General features: G+C 63.0%; 25 protein-coding genes and 1 other RNA gene. 19 read left to right on the forward strand and 7 right to left on the reverse strand.

The window, feature by feature from the left end:
* Nucleotides 1–5: 5 nt before the first annotated feature.
* The 3 genes from deoA to upp are packed head-to-tail and all read left to right on the forward strand — an operon-like array spanning nt 6 to nt 3,206.
* Nucleotides 6–1,325: a thymidine phosphorylase gene (gene deoA, locus V4T21_RS14510; protein WP_332718061.1), complete on the forward strand. Its 1,320-nt coding sequence runs from the start codon at nt 6–8 to the stop codon at nt 1,323–1,325.
* On the forward strand, nt 1,325–2,542 hold the full coding sequence (locus V4T21_RS14515) for a phosphopentomutase (RefSeq protein WP_332718063.1): 1,218 nt from the start codon (nt 1,325–1,327) through the stop codon (nt 2,540–2,542). Before deoA ends, V4T21_RS14515 begins: the two co-directional genes overlap by 1 nt.
* Before the next feature lie 34 nt (nt 2,543–2,576).
* On the forward strand, nt 2,577–3,206 hold the full coding sequence (gene upp, locus V4T21_RS14520) for a uracil phosphoribosyltransferase (protein WP_332718065.1): 630 nt from the start codon (nt 2,577–2,579) through the stop codon (nt 3,204–3,206).
* Nucleotides 3,207–3,380: 174 nt separating this feature from the next.
* On the opposite strand, the gene V4T21_RS14525 is transcribed toward upp, so the two are convergent.
* The 4 genes from V4T21_RS14525 to V4T21_RS14540 form a co-directional block, all read right to left on the reverse strand.
* A complete protein-coding gene (locus V4T21_RS14525) occupies nt 3,381–3,998 on the reverse strand; it encodes an HAD family hydrolase (RefSeq protein WP_332718067.1) in 618 nt (205 codons plus the stop codon).
* Between the two features lie 74 nt (nt 3,999–4,072).
* Nucleotides 4,073–4,783, reverse strand: a complete 711-nt coding sequence (locus V4T21_RS14530) for a TadE/TadG family type IV pilus assembly protein (RefSeq protein WP_332718069.1) — start codon at nt 4,781–4,783, stop codon at nt 4,073–4,075.
* The gene (locus V4T21_RS14535) at nt 4,773–5,330 is read right to left on the reverse strand and encodes a TadE/TadG family type IV pilus assembly protein (protein ID WP_332718071.1); all 558 of its coding nucleotides are present in this window, start codon (nt 5,328–5,330) and stop codon (nt 4,773–4,775) included. Before V4T21_RS14535 ends, V4T21_RS14530 begins: the two co-directional genes overlap by 11 nt.
* Before the next feature lie 134 nt (nt 5,331–5,464).
* Nucleotides 5,465–5,926 (reverse strand): pilus assembly protein N-terminal domain-containing protein, encoded by a 462-nt coding sequence (locus V4T21_RS14540; protein WP_332718073.1) that lies wholly within the window; start codon nt 5,924–5,926, stop codon nt 5,465–5,467.
* 300 nt (nt 5,927–6,226) lie between these two features.
* Between V4T21_RS14540 and V4T21_RS14545 the strand changes: the two genes are divergently transcribed.
* The 9 genes from V4T21_RS14545 (at nt 6,227) to V4T21_RS14585 (ending at nt 14,666) form a co-directional block, all read left to right on the forward strand.
* Nucleotides 6,227–6,436, forward strand: coding sequence for a Flp family type IVb pilin (locus V4T21_RS14545; protein ID WP_332718075.1), 210 nt, complete (start codon nt 6,227–6,229; stop codon nt 6,434–6,436).
* Nucleotides 6,437–6,559: 123 nt separating this feature from the next.
* Nucleotides 6,560–6,724, forward strand: coding sequence for a Flp family type IVb pilin (locus V4T21_RS14550; RefSeq protein ID WP_332718077.1), 165 nt, complete (start codon nt 6,560–6,562; stop codon nt 6,722–6,724).
* A gap of 16 nt (nt 6,725–6,740) precedes the next feature.
* Nucleotides 6,741–7,292: an A24 family peptidase gene (locus V4T21_RS14555; RefSeq protein ID WP_332718079.1), complete on the forward strand. Its 552-nt coding sequence runs from the start codon at nt 6,741–6,743 to the stop codon at nt 7,290–7,292.
* A 326-nt stretch (nt 7,293–7,618) separates the two neighbouring features.
* A complete protein-coding gene (gene cpaB / locus V4T21_RS14560) occupies nt 7,619–8,521 on the forward strand; it encodes a Flp pilus assembly protein CpaB (protein ID WP_332718081.1) in 903 nt (300 codons plus the stop codon).
* Entirely contained in the window at nt 8,522–9,895 is a 1,374-nt protein-coding gene (locus V4T21_RS14565; protein WP_332718083.1) for a type II and III secretion system protein family protein, read from the forward strand.
* A gap of 35 nt (nt 9,896–9,930) precedes the next feature.
* Nucleotides 9,931–11,211, forward strand: a complete 1,281-nt coding sequence (locus tag V4T21_RS14570) for a CpaE/TadZ family protein (RefSeq protein WP_332718085.1) — start codon at nt 9,931–9,933, stop codon at nt 11,209–11,211.
* 15 nt (nt 11,212–11,226) lie between these two features.
* Nucleotides 11,227–12,690 (forward strand): TadA family conjugal transfer-associated ATPase, encoded by a 1,464-nt coding sequence (locus tag V4T21_RS14575; RefSeq protein ID WP_332718087.1) that lies wholly within the window; start codon nt 11,227–11,229, stop codon nt 12,688–12,690.
* The gene (locus tag V4T21_RS14580) at nt 12,690–13,667 is read left to right on the forward strand and encodes a type II secretion system F family protein (protein WP_332718089.1); all 978 of its coding nucleotides are present in this window, start codon (nt 12,690–12,692) and stop codon (nt 13,665–13,667) included. Before V4T21_RS14575 ends, V4T21_RS14580 begins: the two co-directional genes overlap by 1 nt.
* Before the next feature lie 12 nt (nt 13,668–13,679).
* On the forward strand, nt 13,680–14,666 hold the full coding sequence (locus V4T21_RS14585; protein ID WP_332718091.1) for a type II secretion system F family protein: 987 nt from the start codon (nt 13,680–13,682) through the stop codon (nt 14,664–14,666).
* Here the strand turns inward: V4T21_RS14585 and V4T21_RS14590 are convergent.
* Nucleotides 14,663–15,418 (reverse strand): tetratricopeptide repeat protein, encoded by a 756-nt coding sequence (locus V4T21_RS14590; RefSeq protein WP_332718093.1) that lies wholly within the window; start codon nt 15,416–15,418, stop codon nt 14,663–14,665. The genes V4T21_RS14585 and V4T21_RS14590 overlap by 4 nt on opposite strands.
* A 146-nt stretch (nt 15,419–15,564) precedes the next feature.
* On the opposite strand from V4T21_RS14590, the gene V4T21_RS14595 reads away from it, so the two are divergent.
* Entirely contained in the window at nt 15,565–16,902 is a 1,338-nt protein-coding gene (locus V4T21_RS14595; RefSeq protein WP_332718095.1) for a leucyl aminopeptidase family protein, read from the forward strand.
* Here the strand turns inward: V4T21_RS14595 and V4T21_RS14600 are convergent.
* Together V4T21_RS14600 and V4T21_RS14605 are read right to left on the reverse strand one after the other, a co-directional pair.
* The gene (locus tag V4T21_RS14600) at nt 16,896–17,837 is read right to left on the reverse strand and encodes a 2-hydroxyacid dehydrogenase (RefSeq protein ID WP_332718097.1); all 942 of its coding nucleotides are present in this window, start codon (nt 17,835–17,837) and stop codon (nt 16,896–16,898) included. The genes V4T21_RS14595 and V4T21_RS14600 overlap by 7 nt on opposite strands.
* Before the next feature lie 80 nt (nt 17,838–17,917).
* Nucleotides 17,918–19,222, reverse strand: a complete 1,305-nt coding sequence (locus tag V4T21_RS14605) for a c-type cytochrome (protein WP_332718099.1) — start codon at nt 19,220–19,222, stop codon at nt 17,918–17,920.
* Between the two features lie 290 nt (nt 19,223–19,512).
* Between V4T21_RS14605 and V4T21_RS14610 the strand changes: the two genes are divergently transcribed.
* From V4T21_RS14610 to V4T21_RS14635, 6 genes are all read left to right on the forward strand, one after another.
* Nucleotides 19,513–20,358, forward strand: coding sequence for a prephenate dehydratase (locus tag V4T21_RS14610; protein WP_332718101.1), 846 nt, complete (start codon nt 19,513–19,515; stop codon nt 20,356–20,358).
* A 41-nt stretch (nt 20,359–20,399) separates the two neighbouring features.
* Nucleotides 20,400–20,494: signal recognition particle sRNA small type (gene ffs / locus V4T21_RS14615), an RNA gene on the forward strand.
* Nucleotides 20,495–20,545: 51 nt separating this feature from the next.
* Nucleotides 20,546–22,273, forward strand: coding sequence for a DNA polymerase III subunit gamma/tau (locus V4T21_RS14620; protein ID WP_332718103.1), 1,728 nt, complete (start codon nt 20,546–20,548; stop codon nt 22,271–22,273).
* Entirely contained in the window at nt 22,270–22,593 is a 324-nt protein-coding gene (locus V4T21_RS14625; RefSeq protein WP_332718105.1) for a YbaB/EbfC family nucleoid-associated protein, read from the forward strand. The genes V4T21_RS14620 and V4T21_RS14625 overlap by 4 nt, the downstream gene beginning before the upstream one ends.
* 19 nt (nt 22,594–22,612) lie before the next feature.
* On the forward strand, nt 22,613–23,215 hold the full coding sequence (recR, locus tag V4T21_RS14630; RefSeq protein WP_332718107.1) for a recombination mediator RecR: 603 nt from the start codon (nt 22,613–22,615) through the stop codon (nt 23,213–23,215).
* A 110-nt stretch (nt 23,216–23,325) separates the two neighbouring features.
* Nucleotides 23,326–25,722 (forward strand): bifunctional diguanylate cyclase/phosphodiesterase, encoded by a 2,397-nt coding sequence (locus V4T21_RS14635; protein ID WP_332718109.1) that lies wholly within the window; start codon nt 23,326–23,328, stop codon nt 25,720–25,722.
* Nucleotides 25,723–25,725: the final 3 nt, after the last annotated feature.

Below are 25,725 nucleotides of genomic sequence, written 5' to 3' on the forward strand. Positions count from 1 at the left end.
CGTCCATGACCCTTCTCCCTCAGGAAGTCATCGCCAGGAAACGCGATGGCGAGCAATTGGCGGCCGACGATATCGCGGGCTTTATCGCGGGGCTTACATCGGGCGCTGTCAACGACGCGCAGGCGGCGGCGTTTGCCATGGCCGTCTATTTCCAGAACATGTCGCTCGACGAGCGGGTGGCGCTGACGATCGCCATGCGCGACACCGGGCGGGTGCTCGATTGGTCGGACCTCGACGGACCGGCCATCGACAAGCATTCGACGGGCGGGGTGGGGGACAACGTTTCGCTGATGCTCGCCCCGATCCTGGCGGCGTGCGGGGCCTATGTGCCGATGATCTCGGGACGGGGGCTGGGACATACGGGCGGCACGCTCGACAAGTTCGATTCCATCCCTGGCTACATGACCAATCCCGATATCGAGACGCTGCGGCGGGTGGTCAAGGACGTGGGTTGTGCCATCATCGGGCAGACCGACGATCTGGCGCCCGCCGACCGGCGGCTCTACGCGATCCGGGACGTGACGGCGACGGTGGAAAACATCTCGCTCATTACCGCCTCGATCCTGTCCAAAAAGCTGGCCGCCGGGCTCGACGCGCTGATCCTCGACGTCAAGACCGGCTCGGGCGCCTTCATGAAGACGCTGGCCGATTCCGTGGGGCTCGCGGAAAGTCTCGTCTCGGTCGCCAATGGTGCGGGAATGAAGACCGGGGCGCTGATCACCGACATGAACCAGCCGCTGGCGTCGGCGGCGGGCAATTGGCTGGAGGTCAAAAACGCCATCGACTTTTTGACCGGCGCGCATCGCGATGCCCGGCTCGAGGAGGTCACGCTGGCGCTTTGCGCCCAGGCCCTGGTTCTGGGCGGCATGGCACTGGACGCCGATGACGGATTGCTGCGGGCCAGGATGGCGCTCGACAGCGGCAAGGCGGCGGAAAAATTCTTCGCCATGACCAGCGCATTGGGCTCCTGGCACGATCTGAGCCGTTACGAGCCCGAGCCCGCGCCCATCGTCCGGGACGTTTATGCCAAGACCGAGGGGCATGTGCAAAAGATCGATACCCGCGCAGTGGGCATGGCGGTGGTGGTGCTGGGCGGCGGGCGTATCGACCCGGCGCAAAAGATCGATTATCACGTCGGCTTCGACCGTCTGGCCGGGCTGGGCACCGAGGTTGATGCCCGAACGCCGATCGCCCGCATCCATGCCCGCGACGAAGCGGGCGCCAAAGAGGCCGAGGAGCGGTTGCGCCGCGCCTATTTCATCGGCGAACCGGCGGCCCAGGCCCCGGTGATCTACGACCATATACCACCTCAAGGAGGCCAATGATGCCCCGCGCCATTCTCTGTCTGCTCGATAGCTTCGGCATCGGCGGTGCCCCCGATGCCGCCGATTTCGGCGACGAGGGCGCCGACACCCTGGGCCATATCGCAGAGGCTTGCGCCGAAGGGCGCGGCGATATCGATGGCGTTCGCTCGGGCACGCTTTACCTGCCCAACCTCGACGGGCTGGGGCTGGGCGCGGCGGCGGAGCTTTCGACCGGCACCGTTCCGCCGGGACTGACGAACACGCCCTTGGGTGGGCGCTGGGGCGTGGGCCGCGAGGTTTCGATCGGCAAGGACACGCCTTCGGGCCATTGGGAGATCGCCGGCGTGCCGGTGCCATTCGCCTGGGGGTATTTCCCCAATGAGAAGCCGGCTTTCCCCCCGGACTTGCTCGAACGGATTTACGAGGCGGCCGGCATCGAGGGTTCGCTCGCCAATACGCATGCCTCGGGCACGCAGGTGATCGACGATTTCGGCGAGGAGTCGATTTCGACCGGCAAGCCGATTTTCTACACCTCGGTGGATTCGGTGTTCCAGATCGCCGCCCATGAGACCCATTTCGGGTTGGAGCGGCTCTATGAGCTGTGCCAGACCGTGTTCGAATTCACCGCGCCCATGCGGATCGGGCGCGTCATCGCGCGGCCTTTCGTGGGTGGGGATGGCGAAGGGTTCCGGCGCACCGGCAACCGGCGCGATTTCGCCATCGATCCGCCCGAGGATACCTTGCTCGACCGGCTCAAGGCTGCCGGCCGGCAGGTTTATGCCATCGGCAAGGTGTCCGACATCTATGCGGGGCGCGGGGTGACCCACAAGATCAAGGCCTCGGGCAATATGGTGCTGTTCGACCGCACGCTCGAAGCCATGGACATGGCCGCCGATGGCGCGCTGGTCTTCACCAATTTCGTCGATTTCGACACCGAATACGGTCACCGCCGCGATCCGGGCGGTTATGCCAACGAGCTGGAGAAATTCGACCGGCGGCTTCCCGAGCTGATCGCCAAATTGCGCGACGACGATCTTCTGGTCGTCACCGCCGATCACGGCAACGACCCCACTTGGCGGGGCAGCGACCACACCCGCGAGCAGGTGCCGATCCTTTTGTTCTCACGTGCGCTCGAAAAGGGCTCCATTGGCTTGCGGCCGGTTCTGTCCGATATTGGCGAAACCATCGCCCATTGGCTGGCCATCGCGCCGGGCCCGCATGGGACGAGCGCGCTGTAATGGCGGCAACCAAAAGATAAAAAGGGCGGACATCATGCAGAATCTGACAATCATCGAGCACCCGCTGATCCAGCACAAGCTGACCATCATGCGCTGCAAGGATACCTCGACCGCAAGTTTCCGGCGCCTCTTGCGCGAGATCGCGCACCTGCTCTGCTATGAGGTGACGCGCGATCTCGAGGTTGAATATATCGATATCGAAACCCCGGTCGGGCCGATGAGCGCTCCGGCGCTCAAGGGCAAGAAGCTGGTGTTCGCCTCGATCCTGCGGGCCGGCGAGGGGCTTTTGTCGGGCATGCTGGATCTGGTGCCCTCGGCGCGGGTGGCCCATATCGGGCTTTATCGCGATCCCGACACGCTCGAAGCCGTCGAATATTACTTCAAGGCGCCGTCCGACGCCGCCGACCGGCTGGTGATCGTGGTCGACCCCATGCTGGCGACGGCCAATTCGGCGGTGGCGGCGGTGGAAAAGCTCAAGGAGCGCGGCGCCAACAATATCCGCTTTTTGTGTTTGCTCGCCGCGCCGGAGGGGGTGGAGCGGTTCACAAAAGCGCACCCCGATGTGCCGATCTTTACCGCCAGCCTCGATGAGCGGTTGAATGAGCATGGGTATATCGTGCCCGGTTTGGGAGATGCGGGGGATCGGATGTACGGGACGCGGTAGGACGCAAGGTTTCTTGTATCCCGCAACCGCTGAGAACCCCTCACCCCCGGCCCCTCTCCCTCAAGGGGAGAGGGGGGCTCTTGTAGCAAGCGCTTGCGACAATCACCCCTTCTCCCCTTGAGGGAGAAGGTGGGCCGGCGAAGGCGGATCGGATGAGGGGTGGGCCTAGGCCCCCTATCTCTCCAGAGGCAGGCCGTAGCTGATCAGTTCGGCGCGCAGGGCCTCTGGGGTGGAGAAATGGATGGTCTCCATGCCGATCGCGCGGGCGGAGACCACGTTGGCCTCATTGTCGTCGATGAAGACGCAGGCTTCGGGCGCCAGGCTGTAGCGGTCGCAGAACAGGCGGAAGATGCGCGGGTCGGGCTTGACCAGCTTTTCGAGGCCGGAGACCACGACGCCATCGAATTTTTCCAGGAACGACCACTCATCGAGCACCGAAACCCATTTCTCCCATGAGAAATTGGTGATGGCGAAGGTGGGGATATCGGCGTCGATCAGCTCGTTGTGGATATCGACGGTGCCCTGGTAGATGCCGCCGATGGTTTCCTTCCAGCGGGTGTCGTAGGCCTGGATTTCGCGCCAATAGCGGGGGAAGCGGGTGATCAGTCTCGCAACGCCCTCAGCATAGATGTCGCCCGCGTCGAATTCGAGGTTCCAGTCCTTGGTGCAGATTGTGTCCCCGAACCATTGTGCTTCCTCCTCGGTCGCAAAGAGCTTGCGGAACAGGTGCATGGGGTTCCAATCGACAAACACGCCGCCCAGATCGAAGACGGGGACGAGAGGTTCTGACATGGGAGAGGCTCCGGCGCTGGAAATGACCCGCCTGTCCTGTCAGACCTCTTGGCCGGGCGCAAGCGGGTCGGGCGCTACCAGCAGAAGAACCACCAGCAGTTCTTGTCGCTCGCTGGGGGATCGGGTTGGTCGGGAGTGGGTGTCTGAGGTGCCTCGGCGAGCGGAGGTTCCTCGGTCGGGGCTGGCTCCGCTGGCGTCACGTCTTCATCGGGTGCTGATCGATTGCTGCCGGCGAACCCGAAATCATCGTCGTCATCGATGTCGTTGCGCAGCACATTGGTCGAGCTTTGCGCAAGCTGCATCGAGCCGTCGAAGACGGTGCTGAACAGTGGCGTGAAAGTATAGCCGGCGTTGGTGATGACGACATGGCGGCCATTGGCCAGGGCCATGGTTTCGGCGGGCAGGGTGTAGCTGTCGCCCTTTTGCAGCGTCGTGGGCCAGTTGTGCTCGGCCACGGCGGTGATTTCGGCTGATCCGCCGTCCACTTTTACAACGGTGAGGAGGAGACGTGTCTGATCGAATTCGAAGGGCCGCATGATGGCCCGGCCGGTGTCGAAGAAGGCGAGAACCTTGTCTTCATCGATATTCGTTTCCCGCGCCACCAGATCGCCCACGGTGGCCGAGAGCTGTCCGAGCTTGCGGTCGATGGCCAACCCTTGCGTCAGATCGGTGGCGCCCAGATAGGCGACCAGAAGCATGGGGACGAGCAGGGCGAATTCCACGGCGGCAACGCCGCGGCGGCTGCGCCAGAAGCGCTTGAGGGTTTTGGGGAGATCAGGGCGCATCGCCGAAAGGCTCCGTGCGAAACACGTGGGTTGCGACCAGCAGCCGCTTGCCATCCGCCGTCTGGCCGGCATTGAGGCCCGGAATGTTGAAGATGGTCGGCCATTTGTAATAGGCCTCGACCATGTAATTCTGGCTGCCCGAAACGGCCGGCAAGGCGACGTCAACGCCCATCCGCCAGTCACCGCTTGTCTCGTCGATCGGCAGGTTGATTGAGAAATCGGCGAAATTGCTGATTTCGCGCACTTGAATGCGCAATTGATCGCAATCGAATATTCCGTAGAGCTTGCCGCAAACGGCGCTGCGGTAAGTAGAAGGACTGTCGAAATAGGCGGTTTGATTGGTGCGGATGTAACGCGAGCTGTCGATGACTGCGGAGTCCAGCGCATAACCGGCGAAAAAGGTCAGTGCCGTTTCGATGGTGGCGCCGATGATGGCGAAAAAGACCGGGCCCACTATGGCGAATTCGACGGCCGTCACGCCGCGCTCGCTGCGCCTGAACAGGCGCGCGAGCTTTCCGATGCTGCTGATGGTCCCACGGTTGCCCATGATCGATCGCGATTGCCCCCGATTTGGAGGCACAATACGCAGATCGTCCCTAACCGAAAGTTAGGGTTTTCCAGCGCGATCAGCCAGTTGCGGTCACGGTAAACCGGCGTTTAACCGGAAAGGCACAATCGGGCTCAGTTGGCGGCCGCGCCGTCCACCAGCGTGCTCGAGGCGATGACGTTGGACGTATAGCTCATGTCGTCGCCCAGCATGATGACCGGCTGGCAGCTCGGCGCGCAAGCGACCGAGGTGCGCTGGGCGCCGGAAAATATGGTGACGGTATCGGATTTGAGCTGGGCGACCTCGACCACGGTATCGGCGATGGGATCGCCATTGGCATCGAGGATGATCATATTGGTGCGCCCATAGCTCCTGCCGGTGAGGATCAGGGTCTGGGGATCCTGGATGGTAACGTCGGCGACGGCGGGGTTGCCGATGATGACGGTAGCCGCCGGCGCATTGATGCGCAGGATGCGGGCCATGTTGGCGTTGACCGTTACGGTCACCGCTTCCTGATCCTGCGCAAAGGCGGCGGGCTGGAGGCCGGCTATGAAAAGGACTGCAGCGATCGACGCGCTGCGCAATAGACCCGGCATGGCAACACTTCCGCCCTCAATGACATGGTTACCCGATCATGGTCGGCAATGGTTACCATTTGGCAAACGAGTTGGAAGGCGGTTTCTCATGGTTAACAAGTCTTCGCTAAGTCGTAATTTCATTTTTACGAAATCGATAAACCATTTGCTAGTCATATAAAGTATCCGTTCGGAGCTGGACGGTTTGAGCGCTTGGATTAACTTATTTTCAATTGGGTCGATTTAGCGTCCATCTCATGTTCGATGTGTGACGCGTCGAACGATGCGGTCACAAGAGGACGCGCGAACAAGGAGCTAGTCATGAATCTTTTCAAGAAATTCGTCGCCGATGAATCCGGCGCCACTGCAATTGAATATGGTCTTATTGCTGCGCTGATGGCTGTGGTGGTCATTGCTGCTGTCGGCTTTTTGGGTGGGCCTCTCCAAGAGGCTTTCTGTAATATTGGCGCGACAATGACCGACGGCGCCGGTGCGGAGGGCGGTCTGGCTACGGGGAACTGCGGCGAGTAAGCATTTCCAACAATTCGACTCGGAAAAGGGGGCCGACGGTCCCCTTTTCTACTAGAGATAAAGGTGCGGTTAACGCGCGGACACTAGTATTGTCGATACATCGTCGATGGACGGGGTAAGCCGATGCGATTTTTCAATGACCAATCAGGCGCGACGGCGATTGAATACGGTCTCATGGCTGCGCTGCTCGCCATCGTCGTGATAATGGCCGTTTCCTACCTTGATAGTCCTGTTAACGGAATGTTTGGCGGCATCGCTCAGCATTTTGAGGATATCGGGTCGGAATAGTAACCACGCATTTCCCATGACAGTGCAATCCATTCTTCTTATTATTTTCCCTCTTCTCATGGCCTTCGCGGCCTGTTCCGACTTGTTAACTATGCGCATTTCCAATGGATTGGTGGTGCTCGTGATTGCCAGCTTCCTCCTCCTTGCCTTTGTCGCTGGATTGCCCTTCCCCACTATCGGCATACATTTTGCGGCTGGGGCGTTGGTGCTGGCTGTGACTTTTGGCATGTTTGCCATGGGTTGGATTGGGGGCGGGGATGCCAAGCTGGTAGCGGCGATCGCCATCTGGATGGGGTTCGAGCTTTTGCTCCCCTATCTGCTCTATGCTGCCGTTTTTGGCGGGGTGTTGACGCTGCTGTTGCTCGTCGGGCGCCGCTACGCGCTGCCCGGTCCCCTTCTCAAGGCCAGCTGGCTGGTGCGGTTGCATCATCCCAAGACGGGGGTGCCTTATGGCATTGCGCTGGCGCTGGCGGCTATGCTGGTTTATCCGCAGACCTTCGCCTATGAGCGGCTGGTGACCAATCCGACGGTGCAGCAGACCCTGCTCGACGGGTTGCGCGATTTCTGAATCTCTTCCGTGAGCGGAAAGACCGCTGCTGGATTCCGGGATTTATTCCTGGAATCCAGTACGGCGTCACAAAGGGCGCCGGCTTTCGAGAGAACTCAATTCAGCTTTTCCCTCTAAACCATTGGTTAACCTTTTGAAACAAGCAAGGCTTAACCAAGTTTTGACGCTTTCCCGGCAATAGTTGCCCAATGCCGCCCGAGGGATGCGCCTTTTGCGTCGCCGGCGGCCACAGTGTTGCGGGGGCTTGAGGGATCGCTGGTAGCGGGTCTCCTCCCCAACGCGGGCGCACGCCCTTCGGGGCGCTGCCAGTTGGAGTTTGGGGACAGATGAAACCGGCGCGTATTCTGCTTATCGTGGTCGCGATCGTCGCGGGCGGGCTTGCAGCTTTCCTTGCGACGCGCGGTAACGCTCCGAGTACCGATCAACCGGTCGAGGCGGCGCAGGTCGAGCTTGAACCGAGGGCTCGCGTGCTCGTCGCCAGCCGCGCCATTGGCCTTGGCCAGCGGCTCACCTCCGACGATGTGAGCTGGCAGGATTGGCCCGAAGGCGCCCTGCGCTCCGAATATATCACCGCGGGCACCGTGCCCGACGCGGCCCAGCAGGTGGCGGGCGCCGTGGCGCGGTTTGAATTTTTTCCCGGAGAACCAATTCGCGAAGCCAAGCTCGTCAATGCCGATCAGGGATATCTGTCGGCGGTGATCGGGCAGGGCATGCGGGCCGTTTCGGTTTCGGTCACTCCCGATTCCGCCTCGGGCGGCTATATCGTTCCCAACGACAGGGTCGATGTGGTGCTGATCCGCTCGGGCGGCGATTATTCACAAACTATCCTCTCCAACATTCGCGTCCTCGCCATCGGCACGCGGCTTGGCGAGATCGGGGCGACCGGTGGGGGCGCCGATCCGGCCAACCCTTCCTCGCAGGTCTTTGAATCTGCCGAGATCGCCACGCTGGAGCTGACACCCGCCCAATCGGAAACCATTCTCCATGCCGGGGCTTCGGGCCGGCTGGCGCTGGTGCTCCGCTCGGTCGTCGATTTCGCAGAAACCGCCGATCCCGGCCAGGGGGCGAGCCAGACCGTGCGGCTGATCCGCTACGGCCAGGCCCAGTCGGTGACCTCGAACACACCGCGCAGCGCCCCGATTCCGGGCACTTCGGTTTCTGCATTGGAAAATCCCGCCGCTCCGGCGACGCCGGTCTCCCCGTCGTCGCCCGTCATCGAGGTCAGATAGATGTCTCTCGCTTCGAAACTTGCCCGCGCCGCCCGATTGGATCTGCTGGCCGTTGTGCTGGGGACCGCGCTGGCGGTTCTCGCGCTCGCAGCGCCCGCGCTTGCGGCCACATCGCCGCATCTGCGCATCGCCCAGGGCGAGATCGGGCGCACCCAATATGTGGAGATCGGGGTCAACAAATCGATCATCGTCGACCTTCCCGTCGAAGCGGGCGAGGTGATCATCTCCCAGCCCAGCGTCGCCAACGCCATCATGCGCACCAAGACCCGCGCGGTGATCCAGGGCATGGCGGCGGGGGAAACCAATATCTTCTTTCTCGACCCTTCGGGCGCCGGCATCGCGGTGATCGAAATCTCGGTGGCCCAGGATTCCTCGGGCCTTGCCGCAATCATCAACCGGCTGCTGCCGGGCTCGCGCGTTCAGGTGCAGTCCTTCGCCAGTTCGGTGATCCTTTCGGGCGACGTGCAGTCGGGCGACGACATGGAAAAGGCCATAGCGATCGCCGCGCAATATGTGGGCGGGGAAGCCAACGTCACCAGCGTCATCAATGTGGGTGGCGGCCAGCAGGTGGCGCTCAAGGTCACCGTCGCCGAAGTCAAGCGCGATGCGGCCCTGGCACTGGGGATCAATCTCTCGGGCAGGCTGTCGGTCGGTTCGCTCGATTTGTCGCTTGGCTCGAGCCCTCCGGTCGCCAATCCCACCGGGAATTATGGCGCCGAATTCGCGCAAGGCAGCTTCCAGCTCAACGCCAGCCTCAATGCCCTGCAATCGCGCGATGCGCTGCGGCTGCTGGCCGAGCCGGTGCTGACGGCCATGTCGGGGCAATCGGCCCAGTTCCATGTGGGCGGGGAATTCCCGATCTATACCGGAACGGGCGACGATCAGCAGGTGATGTTCAAGGAATACGGTATCCGGCTCGATTTCACCCCGACCGTGCGATCAAACGGACTGATCGGGCTCACCATCGATACAGAAGTGTCCGAACTCGCCGATACGATCACCGGAGCGCTCAACACGCGCCAGGCCAGCACGTCGGTCGAACTGGGCGCGCACCAGACGCTGGCCATTGCCGGGCTCATCGACGAGCGGACGCGGCGCCAGATCAACCAATTGCCGGGGCTGGGCAATATCCCGATCCTCGGCGCGCTGTTCAGGTCCTATGATTTCGTCTCCGAACAGACCGAACTGGTCATTCTGGTGACCCCGATGATCGCCCAGCCCTCCAACATGCCGGTGGCGACCCCGCTCGATTTCCACCAGCCCTCCTCGGACGCCGAAGCGGTTTTCCTGGGGCGCATGGAAAACCTCTATGGGGTTGGCGGCGGCGGTCATGGCGGGCAGTTCCGCGGCTCGGTGGGCTTCGTGCTCGATTGATCAGTGCTCCGCATGCCGGAGCGCAGCAGGTGAGAATGATGAATTTTATCGAAACCGAAGATCGCCCGAAATCGCCCGAAACCCCGACCGAAACGGTTTCGGGGGCACGGCTGATCCCGCGCATCACCATCCAGGCATTCTGCGAGCACTCCCAGACCGCCCAGATCATCGAGGACACGACGCAGGACCGGCGCATGTCCAAGGTGGCGCTGACCACCCATAATGGCGGGCTCGAGGGCGCGGTAGAGACCTATCGCACCAACCCCACGCCCAACCTCATCATCGTCGAAACGACGCTGCCGGCCGACCGGATCGAGGCGGCGCTGGCCAAGCTGGCCGAGGTGTGCGACGCCTCGACCCGCGTCATCGTCATCGGCCATGTCAACGACGTGATGCTCTATCGCAGCCTGATCAGGGCCGGGGTGTCCGAATATCTGGTGATGCCCGCCAACAGCGGCACGATCATCAACGCCATCACCGATCTGTTCGCCTCCGACAACGCGGCGCCCATCGGGCGGTCCATCGGCTTTATTTCGGCCAAGGGTGGAGCGGGGGCGTCGACCATCGCGCACAATGTGGCCTGGGCCATCGCCCATTCGATCCGCCAGGACGTGCTGGTCGTCGATCTCGACCTGCCGTTCGGCACCGCCGGGCTCGATTTCAACCAGGACCCGCCCCAGGGCGTCGCCGACGCCGTGTTCGCCCAGGACAAGATGGACGCCGTGATGCTCGACCGGCTGATGAGCAAGGCGGCCAATCACATTTCCCTGCTCGCGGCGCCCGCGACGCTCGATCGGACCTATGATCTGGGCGAACGCAGCTTCGAGCAGATCATCGAGCTGAGCCAGAAGCATGTTCCTGTGGTGGTTCTCGATATCCCGCATCTGTGGACGGGATGGGTTCGCCATACGCTGGCCGCTGTCGATGAGGTGGTGATCGTCGCCGAACCAGACCTCGCCAATCTGCGCAACGCCAAATCCATAGCCGACGCGGTCAAGGCAATGCGGCCGAGCGAAAGCGATCCCATCGTCGTCGTCAACAAGACCGGCATCGCCAAGCGGCCGGAGATCCCGGCGCCCGAATTTGCCGCTTCGATCGAATGTCGGCTTGCCGCCCAGATCGGGTTCGAACCGGCGCTGTTCGGGACCGCCGCCAACAATGGGCAGATGGTGGCCGAAGTGTCCGCCGGCCACAAGGTCAATGAAACCTTCCGCTCGGTTGGCATGCAGGTGACGGGCCGGACCAGCGTGGAAGCGGGCGCGCGGGCCGGCGGCATCCGGCTGCCCGATTTGTTTCGGATGCGCAAGAGAGCTTAAGGCGGGGACGAGATCATGTTCGGCAAGCGTACGAGTTTCGGCGGCAATACCCAGGCGGCTCCCGCCCGGTCCGCGCCGCCTGCCGTGCCCGAACTCGAGCGCGCGCCCGTCCAGCCCGTGCCGATCTCCACAGAGCGCGCCAAACCCGAAGAGGCTGCCGATGCCGCCGAGCCGGCGGGCCGCGACAAGGCCTATTTCCAGACCAAATCCTCGATCTTTTCGGCGCTGATCGATTCCATCGATCTTTCCCAGCTCGCCGCCATGGATCAGGATTCGGCGCGCGAGGAAATCCGCGACATCGTCGCCGAAATCATCGCGCTCAAGAATTTCGTCATGTCGATCTCCGAGCAGGAAGACCTGCTCGACGACATCTGCAACGACGTGCTCGGCTATGGGCCGCTCGAACCGCTCCTGGCGCGCGACGACATCGCCGACATCATGATCAACGGGTCCCAGCGCTGCTATATCGAAGTCAACGGCCGCGTGAAGCTGACCAATGTGCGCTTCCGTGACGACGCGCATCTGATGAATGTCTGCCAGCGCATCGTCTCCCAGGTCGGGCGACGGGTCGATGAATCCTCACCCATCTGCGACGCGCGCCTGCCCGATGGTTCACGCGTCAACGTCATCGCCCCGCCGCTCTCGATCGACGGGCCGGCGCTGACCATCCGCAAGTTCAAGAAGGACAAGCTGACGCTTCCCCAGCTTGTCAAATTCGGCTCGATCTCGCCCGAAGGCGCCGAGGTGCTGCGGGTGCTGGGGCGGGTTCGGGCCAATGTCCTGATCTCTGGCGGCACGGGTTCGGGCAAGACGACGCTTCTGAACTGCCTCACCGCCTTTATCGACAAGGACGAGCGGGTGATCACCTGCGAGGATTCGGCCGAACTCCAACTCCAGCAGCCCCACGTCGTGCGGCTCGAAACCCGCCCGCCCAATCTCGAGGGCGAGGGCGAGATCACCATGCGCGAGCTGGTGAGGAACTGCCTGCGTATGCGCCCCGAACGCATCATCGTGGGCGAAGTGCGTGGCGCCGAAGCGTTCGACCTCTTGCAGGCCATGAACACCGGCCATGACGGCTCGATGGGGACGCTCCACGCCAACTCGCCACGCGAGGCGCTGTCGCGTCTCGAATCGATGATCACCATGGGGGGCTTTTCGCTCCCAAGCCGCACGATCCGCGAGATGATCGTCTCGTCCATCGACGTCATTGTCCAGGCGGCGCGCCTGCGGGACGGTTCGCGCCGCATCACCCACGTCACCGAAGTGCTCGGCATGGAAGGCGACGTGATCGTCACCCAGGACGTGTTCCTCTACGACATCATGGGCGAAGACGCCAACGGTACGCTGATCGGGCGTCACCGCTCCACGGGCATTACCAAGCCCCATTTCACCGAGAAGGCGCGCTATTTCAACGAGGAAATGGCGCTGGTCGAGGCGCTCGAACGCGCCAACGTCGAACACCACGAGATGTTGCGCTGATGAGCCCCTTGCTTGTCGCTCTGTTGGTCGTCGTCTGTGTCGGAGCTCTCGGCTTTGCGCTGGTGCCCTCGATCGCCGGTTCGAGCCGGGCCGACAAACGCATCAAGGCGCTCCAGGGCGATGTGCAGGTGCGCCGCGAGGTCGCCAATGTCGACAAGCTCCGCGAAACCCGCCGCCGCACAGTGCAGGACGCGCTCAAGCAGCAATCGGACGCGCTGAACGCCCGGCGCGCCAAGAAGTCATTGAAGCACCGCATATTCCAGGCGGGCGTCCAGACCCAGCCCAAGGTGTGGGTCCGCAACTGCATAATCCTGGGCGTCGGCCTTCTGGTCGTTCTGGTCATCGTGCAGGTGCCGTTGCTCTATGCCGCCGTGCTGGCCGTCGGGGGCGCCTATGTGCTGCCCAATATGTATCTGGGCTGGCGGCGGAAGAAATACCAGAACGCTTATCTCGACGAATTGCCCAACGCCGTTGAAGCCATCGTGCGCGGCGTTCGGGCGGGCATGCCGCTCAACGATTCCATCCGGCTGGTGGCCAAGGAGGTCAAGGAGCCGGTGCGCTCGGAATTCATGCGCGTGCTCGACCAGCAATCGATCGGCAAATCCATGGCCGAGGCGGTCGAGGTGCTGTTCGACCGCGTGCCGCTGGCCGAAGTCAACTTCTTCATCGTCGTCATTACCGTCCAGCAGCAATCGGGCGGCAATCTTTCCGAAGCTCTTTCCAACCTCGCTATCGTCTTGCGCAATCGCAAGAAGATGAAGGCCAAGGTCAAGGCGATGAGCTCGGAAGCCAAGGCCTCGGCGATGATCATCGGTGCGCTGCCCGTGTTCGTCATCGGCGCGGTTTCCGTGGTCAGCCCCACCTATCTCACCCCGCTGTTCACGACGAGCGGGGGCATGATCTGCCTGGGCATCGCCGCGGTGATGATGATGACCGGGGCCTTCGTCATGAACCGCATGATCCAGTTCGATTATTAGGAAACGTTCAGCGTGACCCTAGCCGACCAGATCGCCAGCCCCGATTTCCTGATCGCGATCTTTGCCGCGATCTCGGCCGCCGCGATCGTCTTCACATTCGGCGCGCACATCTTCGAGCGGATCGAGCGCAAGGACCGCATGAAGAAGGTGGCGCTCGAACGCGAGCAGATGCGGGCCCGCGAGATGGCGCGCATGCGCAACCAGGCCGCCGGCAAGGAAAACCCGCGCGCCAATATCCGGGGTGCCGACGCGCGCGCTTACATGAAGTCCACCGTCGAGCGCTTTTCGCTCCAGAAGGCCTTCATGGACGAAAACACGATCGACAAGCTCGCCCAGGCGGGGCTGCGCGGCCAGGGGGAACTGACCAAGCATCTGTTCCTGCGCTTCATCACCCCCTTCGTCCTGTTCGCGCTGGGGCTCGTCTATCTCGTCTTTATCGCTCCGGGCGGACGGCCGGTGTTCATCAATTTCGTCTATGCCATCGGCGTGGGGTTGGTGGGCGCCTACGTGCCCGTGCTGCTGCTGCGCAACAAGATCCAGAAGCGTCAGCAATCGGTGCGCAGCGCATGGCCCGATGCCCTCGATCTGGTGCTGCTGTGCGTGGAATCGGGCATGTCGATCGAACATGCCATAAGGCGAGTGGCCAAGGAAATCGGGTTGCAGAGCACCGAACTCGCCGAGGAGCTGACGCTGACCACTGCCGAGCTTTCCTTCCTCGAGGACCGTACGCGCGCCTATGACAATCTGGCCCGGCGGACGGGGCTCGACGGAGTGCGCTCGGTGATGACCGCGCTGATCCAGGCCGAGCGTTACGGCACCTCGGTGGGACAGGCGCTCCGCGTCATGGCCGAGGAAGGTCGTGAAGCGCGCATGATGGAAGCGGAGAAAAAGGCTGCGGCGTTGCCCCCCAAGATGACGGTGCCGCTGATCGTCTTCTTCCTGCCGGTGCTGTTCATCATCATCATGGCGCCGGCCATCATCACGGCGATGTCGCTCTAGCCGTCGCTGCGGATGGCCTGCCAGCGGTCCTGCTGGGTGAGAAGTGCGCGGATATAGTCCATGTTGGCTTCGACCGCTTCGGGAGGCAACTCGGCGGCATAAAGCGCGCGCGAGGCATCGAATTGGCCTTGGAGCCCCAGAACCAGCGCCAGGTTCTGGCGCACGCGCGTCGTCGCGCCGGGCAGGGCGGCAGCCTGGCGCAGATGCATTTCGGCGGCCTGAAGCTCGCCCGTCATGGCGTAGGAGAGGCCCAGATTGGCGTGGAGCCGCGATTCCTGCGGGGCGAGCAGCAGGGCTTGATTGTAATTCTGCCGCGCTTCGGCGTGGCGTCCCATCTGGTCGAGGATGGCGCCGCGCACCGAAAGCGCATCCCAATGGGGCGTAACCGGGTTGATGGCGTTATCGACGACGCGCAGGCCCTGATCGAACCGGCCGGCCGCGGAGAGTGCCTTGGCATAGGCAAGCCCGACTTCCGGATCGCCCTGATGGGCCCCCATGAGGTTTTCGAGCACGGTGACGGCGGGATCGGTCTGCCCCGCGGCGCGCAGGGCGGCGGCGTAGTGGATACCCAGCGATTTGTTGCGTGGATCGCGGCCATAGCGCTGGGAGAGATCGGCGACGCTGGCCTGGATCTGCGGCCCTGACAGGTTTGAATAGTCGGCATCGAGCGCGCCAGTGCGATTGGTGGCGCAACCGGCCAGCGCCAGCGTTGCCACCCCCACAAGCATCATCGATGCGAGCGACCTGCCCATATCCGAACCCCCAGCCTGAAAGGCAATTTGAGCTATGATAAGTAATTCATTAACCCTAACGCGTGGTTAAGCGCGGCCTCCGCCAATTGCCGTGCAGGGGGCGAACCGCTACAAACGATCGTGATCGAATAGGTTGGAGTTGGTTGATGTCCTTGCCCATTATCTGTGTCGCCGAAGATGAAATTGCTGGCGCGGGGTTGTCTCCGACCCATCAGGGCTGGGCCAAGGCCAATGGTTTCGACGGCAAACCGGGCAAGCTCCTCGCGCTGCCCGATGCCGAGGGGGCGATTTCGGGCTATCTGTTCGGGCTGGGGGCTGAGGTTGGCCGCTCGGCTTTGGTGACCGGGCTGGCGGCAGCGGCGTTGCCGGCGGGCACCTATCGGCTGGAGGGCGCCTTCGGTGACCCCACGCTTGCCGTGCTCGGGTTCCGGCTCGGCGCCTACCGCTTTGACCGCTACCGCACATCGAAGGACCGTCCGGTGCTCGAAATGCCCGAGGGGGCCGATGCGGCCGAAATCGAGCGGCTGGAACGCTCGGCCTTTCTGGCGCGCGATCTGGTCAATACGCCGGCCAACGATCTGGGGCCGGATGCTTTCGAAAAGGCGATCGTCCAATTCGCCAAGGAGCGGGGCGCAGAGGTGGACGTGGTGCGCGGCGACGATCTGGTTGCCCGCAACTTTCCCATGATCCACGCGGTGGGCAGGGCTAGCGCCGAGGCGCCGCGCCTCGTCGATTTTTCATGGGGCGATCCGGCTCACCCCAAGCTGACGCTGGTGGGCAAGGGGGTGACCTTCGATACCGGCGGGCTCAACATCAAGCCGGGCAATTCCATGGCGCTGATGAAAAAGGACATGGGCGGAGCCGCCAATATCCTGGGGCTGGCCAATGCCATCATCGATGCCAGGCTCAAGGTGCGCCTGCGGGTGTTGATCCCGGTGGTGGAAAACGCCATCTCCGGTTCGGCGTTCCGTCCGGGCGATATCCTGCCCTCGCGCAAGGGGCTGACTGTCGAGATCGGCAACACCGACGCCGAGGGACGCCTGATCCTGGCCGATGCGCTGGCTTTGGCCGACGAGGAAAAACCCGACCTCATCATCGATATGGCGACCTTGACCGGGGCGGCCCGCGTGGCGCTGGGCCCCGATCTGCCCCCGCTCTATGCCCGCAACGAGGCGTTCGGGAAAACCGTGGTCGAGCACGGCATGGCCGTGGACGATCCGCTTTGGGCGATGCCGCTCTGGCCGGGCTATGACAAGCTGCTGGCCTCCAAGATCGCCGATGTCAATCACATCTCGTCGGGCGGGCACGCGGGATCGATCACCGCGGCGCTGTTTCTGGGCCGCTTCGTCGAAAAGCAGACCGACTGGATGCATCTCGACATCTTCGCCTGGGCGCCCGAGCCGAGGCCAGGGCGCCCGTTCGGGGGCACCGATCAGGGCATCCGCGCCCTCTATGGGGCACTCAAGGCGCGTTACGGTCAGTAGCCGCGATCGCGGTCCACAACGTTGCGCAGCGGTTTTCCATCCTGATGATCGCGGATCATGCGGGAGAAATACTCGACGCCGCTGCGCTCGTTGGAAATGGCTGCGATGTGGGGGGTGATAAAGCAGTTATCGAGTTCCCAGAGCGGGCTGGTGACAGGCAGGGGCTCGACCTCGAAGACGTCGAGGCTGGCGGCGGCGAGCGTGCCATCCTTGAGCGCGGCCACGATATCGGTTTCCTTCTGATGGCCGCCACGCGCCGCGTTGATCAGCACCGGCCCGCCGGTCAACCCGCTGCGCCGGAGGGTCTTGAAGGTTTCCATGTTGAGGATGCCGCGCGTTTCCTCGGTGAGCGGCAGGAGGCAGACGAGAATGTCGGTTGCGGCAAGGAAATCGCTGAGCTGACCATTGCCCGAAAAAAGCCGGACGCCATCGACACCCTTGGGCGTGCGGCTCCAGCCATTGACCTCAAAGCCGATCGTCTTGAGCTTGAGCGCCGCGTCGGTGCCCAGGACCCCCAGCCCCATGATGCCGACGGCGGTCTCATGGCTGGCCGGCGGGTAGAACTGGCTCCAGCGCTTGGCCTTCTGGTCGGCGGCGTAGCGGGTGAACAGGCGCTGATGCATGGTGACCTGCGAGATCACATAATCGCTCATGCACTGGGTCAGTGAATTATCGACGAAGCGAACGACCGGGACGTCGGGCAGCGCGGGGTGGCCGAGCATGGCATCGACACCAGCGCCCAGCGAAAGAATCGCCTTGAGATTGGTCATGCCCTCGAAGGCATTGTCGGCGGGTCGCCAGCCGAAGAAATATTCGATTTCGGACGGATCGTATTGGTCGGCGCGGGTGAGGATGCGATAGCCCGGCAAGGCTTGCGCAAAGCCCTTCGCCCATCCCGATTCGTCGATACCCGAAAGGTGCAGCAGCAGCGCCATAGTCTCTATCCCTCACGCCAACAAAAAACCGCGCTCCGTAAAGAGCGCGGTTTTGTTACTAGCGGCTTATGCCGCCGATGTCATTGCTCAGTGAAGATGTTGGGATTGCGCCAGGAACGCCCGCCTTCGACTTCCTCGGCAGCCTCTTCCTGCGGAGCCTCTGCCTCGGCGGCCGGAGCCTCCTCAGCAACGGGAGCCTCTTCAGCCGGGGCGGTTTCCTCTGCGGGAGCCGCTTCCTCGGCAGGGGCAGTCTCTTCAGCCGGGGCGGTTTCCTCTGCGGGAGCCTCTTCCTCAGCCGGGGCAGCCTCCTCAGCCGGGGCAGCCTCCTCAGCAGGAGCTTCATCCTCCGCTGGTGCAGCTTCCTCGGCAGGAGCTTCTTCATCTGTCGGAGCGGCTTCGCCTTCCGCGGCGCCGCCGCTCAGATCCATGGGATCGGCCGACAGCGTGTTGAGATAGACGATCAGCGCTGCGCGGTCTTCCACATCAGCGATGCCGGGGAAGGCCATGCGGGTGCCCGGAGCGAAATCGGCAGGGGCTTCGAGGAAGTGCGAGAGGTTCTCGGGCGTCCAGGTTTCGCCATCAGCGCCAAGCGAAGCGAGCACATCGGAATAGGAATAACCCTCATGGTGCGCGATCTGCTGGCCGACGACGCCATAAAGGCCCGGACCGACGCGGTTGGCGTTGGCTTCCGAATAATCATGGCAGGACTGGCAGCGCACGATGAGCGCCTGACCGTCTTCCGGCGTCACCGCAGCCATGGCGGCCCAGATCGGGTCCTGTTCGGCCGGTGCCTCGCCTTCGGCGGTGGCATCGCCCTCGGCGGGCGCTTCTTCGGCCGGAGCCTCGGGCAGCGGGTAAGGATCGTCCGAATTTTCGCGCAGGAAGGCGATGAGATCGGCGCGGTCCTCGGGATCGGGCAGGCCCGCAAAGCTCATCAACGTGCCGGGCGCATGGGTGCGCGGGCTTTCGATGAAGGCGTCGAGGTGCTCGTAATCCCAGACTTCGCCGGCTGCGCCGAGCGAAGCGAGCGCGTCCGAATAGCTGAAGCCCTCATGGCCGCCGATCGGGTGGCCGACGATGCCGTAAAGGCCCGGGCCCATCCGGTTTTCGTTGGCTTCCGAGTAATCGTGGCACGACTGGCAGCGGGTCATGAGGCTCGCGCCGGCTTCGGCCGAGGCGGTTTGCATCCGCGCTGCGATCGAGGGCACGCCGGGCGTCTCGCTGCCGCCTGCTTCGCCCTCGGCCTCTGGTTCGGGCAGCGCGTAGTCGGCGCCGCGCCCCTCGATGGGGGCATAGATCTCGTCGGCGATGAAGCCGACACCCATCACAAAGACCAGGGTACCCAGAATGGCACCGAAAATCTTGTTGAGTTCAAATGAATTCATAACCTCGGTCTCTCCGTACCGTTATTCCCGCCCGAGCGCCGTCAGCAGAACGCAAAACAACGGGCTTCGATCGGCAAACCGGGCGGCAAGACCACAAGGTCTCGCGCCAAAGCCCCGGAATCGCCCCTAAAGCCCGCGCGCGGACCATATAATGGAAGCGCCAGCCCGTGCAACCGGCATAGGCCGGGTGCGACAATCCCGCAAGCCCCTTTCTGACATGGTTTTGACGGTAATTGACACCCGGCGGAGCGCGGCGTTAGGTGCGCGCGCATTTCAAGGGAACCACCATCATGTCACGCAAGATCGCCTTTCAGGGAGAATTGGGAGCTTTCAGCCACGCCACGGCGCGGCAGGTGTTTCCCCAAGACGAACCGCTTCCTTGCGTAACGTTCGAGCAGACCCTGGGCGCTGTGCAGTCGGGCGAGGCCGATTATGCGGTTGTTCCGGTGGAAAATTCGCTCTATGGCCGTATCACCGATATCCACCATATCCTGCCCGAAAGCGGGCTCTACATTATCGGCGAGCATTACCTGCCGGTGCGTATGAACCTTCTGGGCGTGCCCGGTGCGACGCTCTCGGATATCGAGGCGGTCCAATCGCTTTCGGTGGCGCTGGGCCAGTGCCGCAAATTCATTGCCAAGCACAAGCTGCGCACCATCAATGCCGTCGATACCGCCGGCTCGGCGCGCGAAGTGGCGCAAAAGGGCGATCGCACCGTCGGGGCCATCGCCTCGCGTTTCGCGGCGGAAACCTATGGCCTGGACGTGCTGGCCGAAAATATCGAGGACGAGGCCCACAACACCACGCGTTTCCTCGTCATGTCGCGCGAGCCGCGCCGGCCCGAGCCCAATGGCAACAAGGTCAAGACCACCTTCGTGTTCCGTGTCCGCAACGTGCCCGCCGCGCTCTACAAGGCCATGGGCGGGTTTGCGACCAATGGCGTCAACATGACCAAGCTCGAAAGCTACATGGTGGGCGGCTCGTTCACCGCCACCCAGTTCTATGCCGATATCGAAGGCCATCCGGACGACCACAACGTCAAGCTGGCGCTCGAGGAACTGGGCTTTTTCTCCGACCACTTCAAGTTTCTGGGCATCTATCCGGTTGCCGACTCCGCCCCTGCAAAGAGTCTTTAGAGCCTCTTGCAAACGCCTCCCCGATGCAGCACATAGGGGGCGGAGGTTGGTGGCGGACGAACCGCTCGCCAACCGGGTCAGGTCCGGAAGGAAGCAGCCCTAACGAGTACGGCACGGGTCGTCGTCAGCCTCCACTTTAGAGTTTCCGCCCCTTCTGCGGGCGCGTTTCCCCACACAACGGCACGCGATGGTGACCCCCACGACCCCAGCAACGCCCTATCAGGTTCTGGCCCGCAAATACCGGCCATCGAGCTTTGAGAGCCTTGTGGGGCAGGACGCCATGGTCCAGACGCTGGGCAATGCCTTTGCGACCGGGCGCATCCACCACGCCTTCATTTTGACCGGCGTGCGCGGCGTGGGAAAGACCACGACCGCCCGCATCCTCGCCCGCGCCTTCAACTACGCCGACGAGACCGGGCCGCATCCGACGCTGGATCTTTCCAAGGAAGGCATCCATTGCGCCGAGATCATCGCGGGCACTCATGTGGACGTGATGGAAATGGACGCCGCCTCCAATACCGGCATCGATTCCATCCGCGAAATCAACGCCATGACCCGAACGCCGCCGATGAGCGCGCCTTACAAGGTGTTCATCATCGACGAAGTTCACATGCTCTCGACTTCGGCCTTCAACGGGCTTTTGAAGACGCTTGAAGAGCCGCCTCCTTATGTGAAGTTCATCTTCGCGACCACCGAGATCCGCAAGGTTCCGGTCACTATCCTCTCGCGCTGCCAGCGGTTCGATCTGCGCCGCATCTCGCCCGAAGTGATGACCGGCTATCTTTCGCGGCTGCTGGAACGGGAATCGATTCCGGTCGAGCCCGAAGGGCTCTCGATGATCGTGCGCGCTGGGGAAGGTTCGGCCCGCGATTGCCTGTCTCTGACCGATCAGGCCATCGCCCATGGGGGTGGGGCGATCACCGCCCAATCGGTGCGCGACATGCTGGGGCTCGCCGACAGGGCGCGCATCATCGACCTTTTCGAAAAACTCATGGGCGGCGATATCGCCGGAGCGCTCGACGACGCGCGGGCGCTTTACGATTCGGGCGCCGACCCCACGACGATCATCTCCGATCTGGCCGAACTCACCCATCTCGTGACCCGCATCAAGATCGTGCCCTCGGCCGCCGAGGACCCGGTGCTGACCCCCGACGAGCGGACGCGGGGCGCCGACCTCGCCCAGAAACTGGGACTGAGGGTTCTGACACGGACCTGGCAGATCCTTTCCAAGGGATTGGGCGAAATCGCCCAATCGGGCAATGGCCTGCAAGCCGCCGAGATGGTGCTAATCCGCCTGGCCTATGCCGCCGATTTGCCCAGCCCGGACGAATTGATCGAAAAGCTATCGTCCCTGCCGCCCGATTCAGGACCGGCTCCCACGGCGCCGGCGCCCAATGGCGGCGGCTATCAGGCGCGCGCCGCCGCGGCGCCTGCTGCCCGGCCCGCCCCCGCGCCCCAGAGCGCGCCGCAGGCTTCGGCTCGGCCCATGCCGCAGACCTATGCCGAACTCGTGGCGCTGGCCGGCGAAAAACGCGACATCGCGATCAAGCATGCCCTGGAATCGGATTTAAAGCCGGTGTCTTTCGAGGTGGGTCGTATCGAGGTGGCGCTGACGCCCACCGCCAATCCCTCGATCGTTTCCGCGCTTTCGGCCAAGCTCAAGGAGTGGACCGGGCGACCTTGGATGGTCACCATCTCCACCCGCGAGATTTCGGCTCCCACGATGCGCGAGGCGCGGCAGGCGGCCGAGAACGACGCGCGCAACCAGGCGCTCGAGGACCCGCTGGTCAAGGCTGTGATGGAAACGTTTCCGGGCGCCAAGCTGGTCGATATTCGCACCCGCGCCGAGCTCGCCGACGAGGCCGAGATGGCGCCCGATGATTTTGTTCCCATCGATCCGGAGGACGACCAATGAAAGACCTGATGGGCATGATGAAAAAAGCCCAGGAATTCCAGCAGCGCGCCCAGGAAATGCAGGCCGAGGCGGCAAGCCACATCGTCGAGGGCGTCGCCGGCGCCGGCATGGTGACCGTCACCATGACCGCCAAGGGCGACCTTCAGGGTTTAAAGATCGACCCCTCGCTCTTTAAGCCCGACGATGCGGAAATCGTCGAGGATCTGATCGTCGCCGCGCATGCGGACGCTCGCCGCAAGGGCGAGGAGTTCCTGCAAAAAAAGATGAGCGAGATGACCGAAGGGCTTCCCATTCCGCCGGGCATGAAATTTCCGTTCTGATGCCTGCGGATTAGTCGAAATGTCCAATCCTTCCGGCGGACCGGAAATCGAACAGCTTATCCAGCTCCTCTCGCGCCTGCCCGGCCTGGGGCCGCGTTCGGGCCGTCGCGCGGTGCTGCACCTCATCAAGAAAAAAGAGCAATTGATGATCCCGCTCGCCGCAGCGCTCGATCGCGCCGTGGCGGCGGTCAAGGTGTGCGAAACCTGCGGCAATATCGATACGGTCTCTCCATGCACCATCTGCTCGGACTCGCGCCGCGCCGAATCGGGGCTGTTGATCGTCGTCGAAGACGTTGCCGATCTCTGGGCGCTGGAGCGGGCGGGCATCGGCCCGGTGCGCTACCATGTGCTGGGGGGCGTACTGTCGCCCCTCGATGGGGTGGGGCCGGATGATCTCTCCATCGACCAGCTCTTGCGGCGCGCCGGGGAGTATTCCGAGATCGTCATCGGCGTCAACGCCACGGTCGAAGGGCAGACGACGGCCCATTACATCACCGACCGGCTGGCGGAATCCGGCGTCACCATCACCCGGCTGGCCCATGGCGTGCCGGTGGGCGGCGAGCTCGACTATCTCGACGAGGGAACGTTGAGCCAGGCGCTCAAGGCCCGCACGCGCTTTTAACGCGGCGCTAAGCCTGACTGCGAATTCCCCCAACGCGATCGCCGCGTTTCTTGGTTGTTTACCCCTCAGGCCTCATAGGCGTATTCCCTTACGCACCAGTGGGCCTCGGCATGAGCGACCTTATCACGACCCTTTTCATCCAGCACGACATCCGCTTCGTGCTGCTTGCCGCGGCCATATGCGCTCTGTCGGCTTTCGCCTGCATTTCGATCCTCACGCACGCGCGCCATTCCCTGGGCTGGACGCGAACCGTGTGGATCGGGGTGGCTGCCGTATCGGCGGGATTCGGAATCTGGGCGACCCATTTCATCGCCATGCTCGCGTTCGATATCGGCTTTCCGGCCTCCTACGACGTGGCGATCACCGTTGCGTCCCTGATGATCGCGATTGCGGTGTGCGGGGCCGGCGTTGCCATGGCGGCGATCGGCAAAAAGCCATCGGACCTGCTGCTGGGCGGTGCCATCGTCGGTGTCGGCATATCGACGATGCACTATACCGGCATGTGGGCGCTCCAGATCGGGGGCGAGGTGAGCTGGAATTCGGGCCTTGTCGCGCTTTCGGTCGTCTTCGGCATGGCGCTTTCGGCGCTCGCTTTCCGGATCGGCACGGCGCGCAATAAATTCATGGCCCAATCGGCGGGGGCAGGACTGCTCACGCTGGCCATCTGCGCGATGCATTTCACCGCCATGGGCGCGGCGGGCTTTGAAAACTGCTATGCCATTATAACCTCCGGCGATATCCATTCTTCGATCCTGTCCTTGATCGTGGGGGTGGTCTCCCTCGGCATTCTCGCGGCCGCAATGGGCGCGGTGATGCTCGATCTGCGCGAGCGCAGGCGGGCCGTCGCGGAAGAAGGCCGACTGCGCAGCCTCGCCGATGCCGCGGTCGAAGGACTGGTGGTTTGCGACGACCGCAGCATTGTCGCCGTCAACGCGAGCTTCCAGCTCCTGCTGGGCGAAAACGTTGATATTTCGGGCCGTGATATCGATGATTTCCTGCCTTCCATCGATCGGATGGCACTTTCAGACCGACCCAACCAGCTTGTCGAGACCGAGCTTTCGACGCTTTCGGGCGATCGGATACCGGTCGAAATTGTCCTGCGCGAAGTCGATTTCGGCGGCCATGCTCATCATGCGGTTGCTGTGCGAGACTTGCGGGCGCGCAAGGAGGCCGAACACCACATCCGGTTTCTGGCCCATCACGACGCGATGACGGGCCTGGCCAATCGCACCAGCTTCAACAAGCGCCTCGAGGACGAAATCGCCCGCGCCAAGATGATGGGCCAGCGGCTCGGCGTGATGTGCATCGATCTCGACAGGTTCAAGGAAGTCAACGACCTCTTCGGCCATGCGGCGGGCGATGCGTTGCTTCAGAGGGTCGCCGCGACCATGGAAGGGGCGCTCGATGTCGGCCAGTTCGCCGCGCGACTGGGGGGAGACGAGTTCGCCGTCATCCTTCCAGTAATCGGCGATGGCGCCGAAACGGCGGCCGCAGCGCTGCTCGAAGCCTTTTCCGACGCCAATATCAGCAATGCGGAGGGCGGGGTGATCTCCGCCTCGATCGGCATCGCTCTCTATCCCGATCACGCGGTCGCCGCGGATCAATTGATGAGCTTTGCCGATACCGCACTCTATTGCGCCAAGGATGAAGGCCGGGGCAGTTACCGGCTGTTCGAGCCGCAGATGGGCGCCCAGATGCGCGACCGGCGCCAGCTCGAACACGATTTGCGTCTGGCCCTGGCGCGCGGTCAGCTCAAGCTTGCCTATCAGCCCCAGGTCGATATCCGCTCCAGCAGCGTGACCGGGTTCGAGGTGCTGTTGCGTTGGACGCATCCCGATCGGGGTGCGGTGCCGCCCTCCAAATTCATTCCCATTGCCGAGGAAACCGGCCTGATCACCCAATTGGGTGAATGGGTCATGCGAACGGCCTGCGAGGAGGCGGCCGGTTGGGCCAATCCGCTAACCGTTGCGGTCAATGTGTCCGCTGTTCAACTCCATGGCGCCCATTTCGTCGACTTCGTGCGCGACGTGCTCGGGGCCACGGGACTGGCGCCCGAACGGCTCGAACTCGAGATCACCGAAACCGCGATGATCCGCAATATCAACCGCGCCATCTCCAATTTGCGTCAGGTGAAGGCTCTGGGCGTGCGGGTCGCGATGGACGATTTCGGGACAGGCTATTCGTCACTCTCGAACCTGCGGGCCTTTCCCTTCGACAGGATCAAGGTCGACCAGTCCTTTATCCGATCGGTCAACGATAACGATCAGTCGGCGGCTATCGTTCGGGCGGTGCTGGGGCTGGGGAAGGGATTGAATCTGCCGATCCTGGCCGAGGGGGTGGAGCGCATCGAGGAGCTTCAATTCCTCAGCGATGAGGTCTGCGATTCCGCGCAGGGTTATTGGTTCGGTCGTCCCCAGGACATTTCGACCTACAAGGATATCGTGGACGGCACGTGTACGACGCTGTCGGTGCCCGAAGCGCCTGTTGTGCAAAAGCTGCCGGCCTGATTC

This window comes from Pelagibacterium mangrovi, assembly GCF_036662815.1.
GTDB classification, from domain to species: Bacteria; Pseudomonadota; Alphaproteobacteria; order Rhizobiales; family Devosiaceae; genus Pelagibacterium; species Pelagibacterium mangrovi.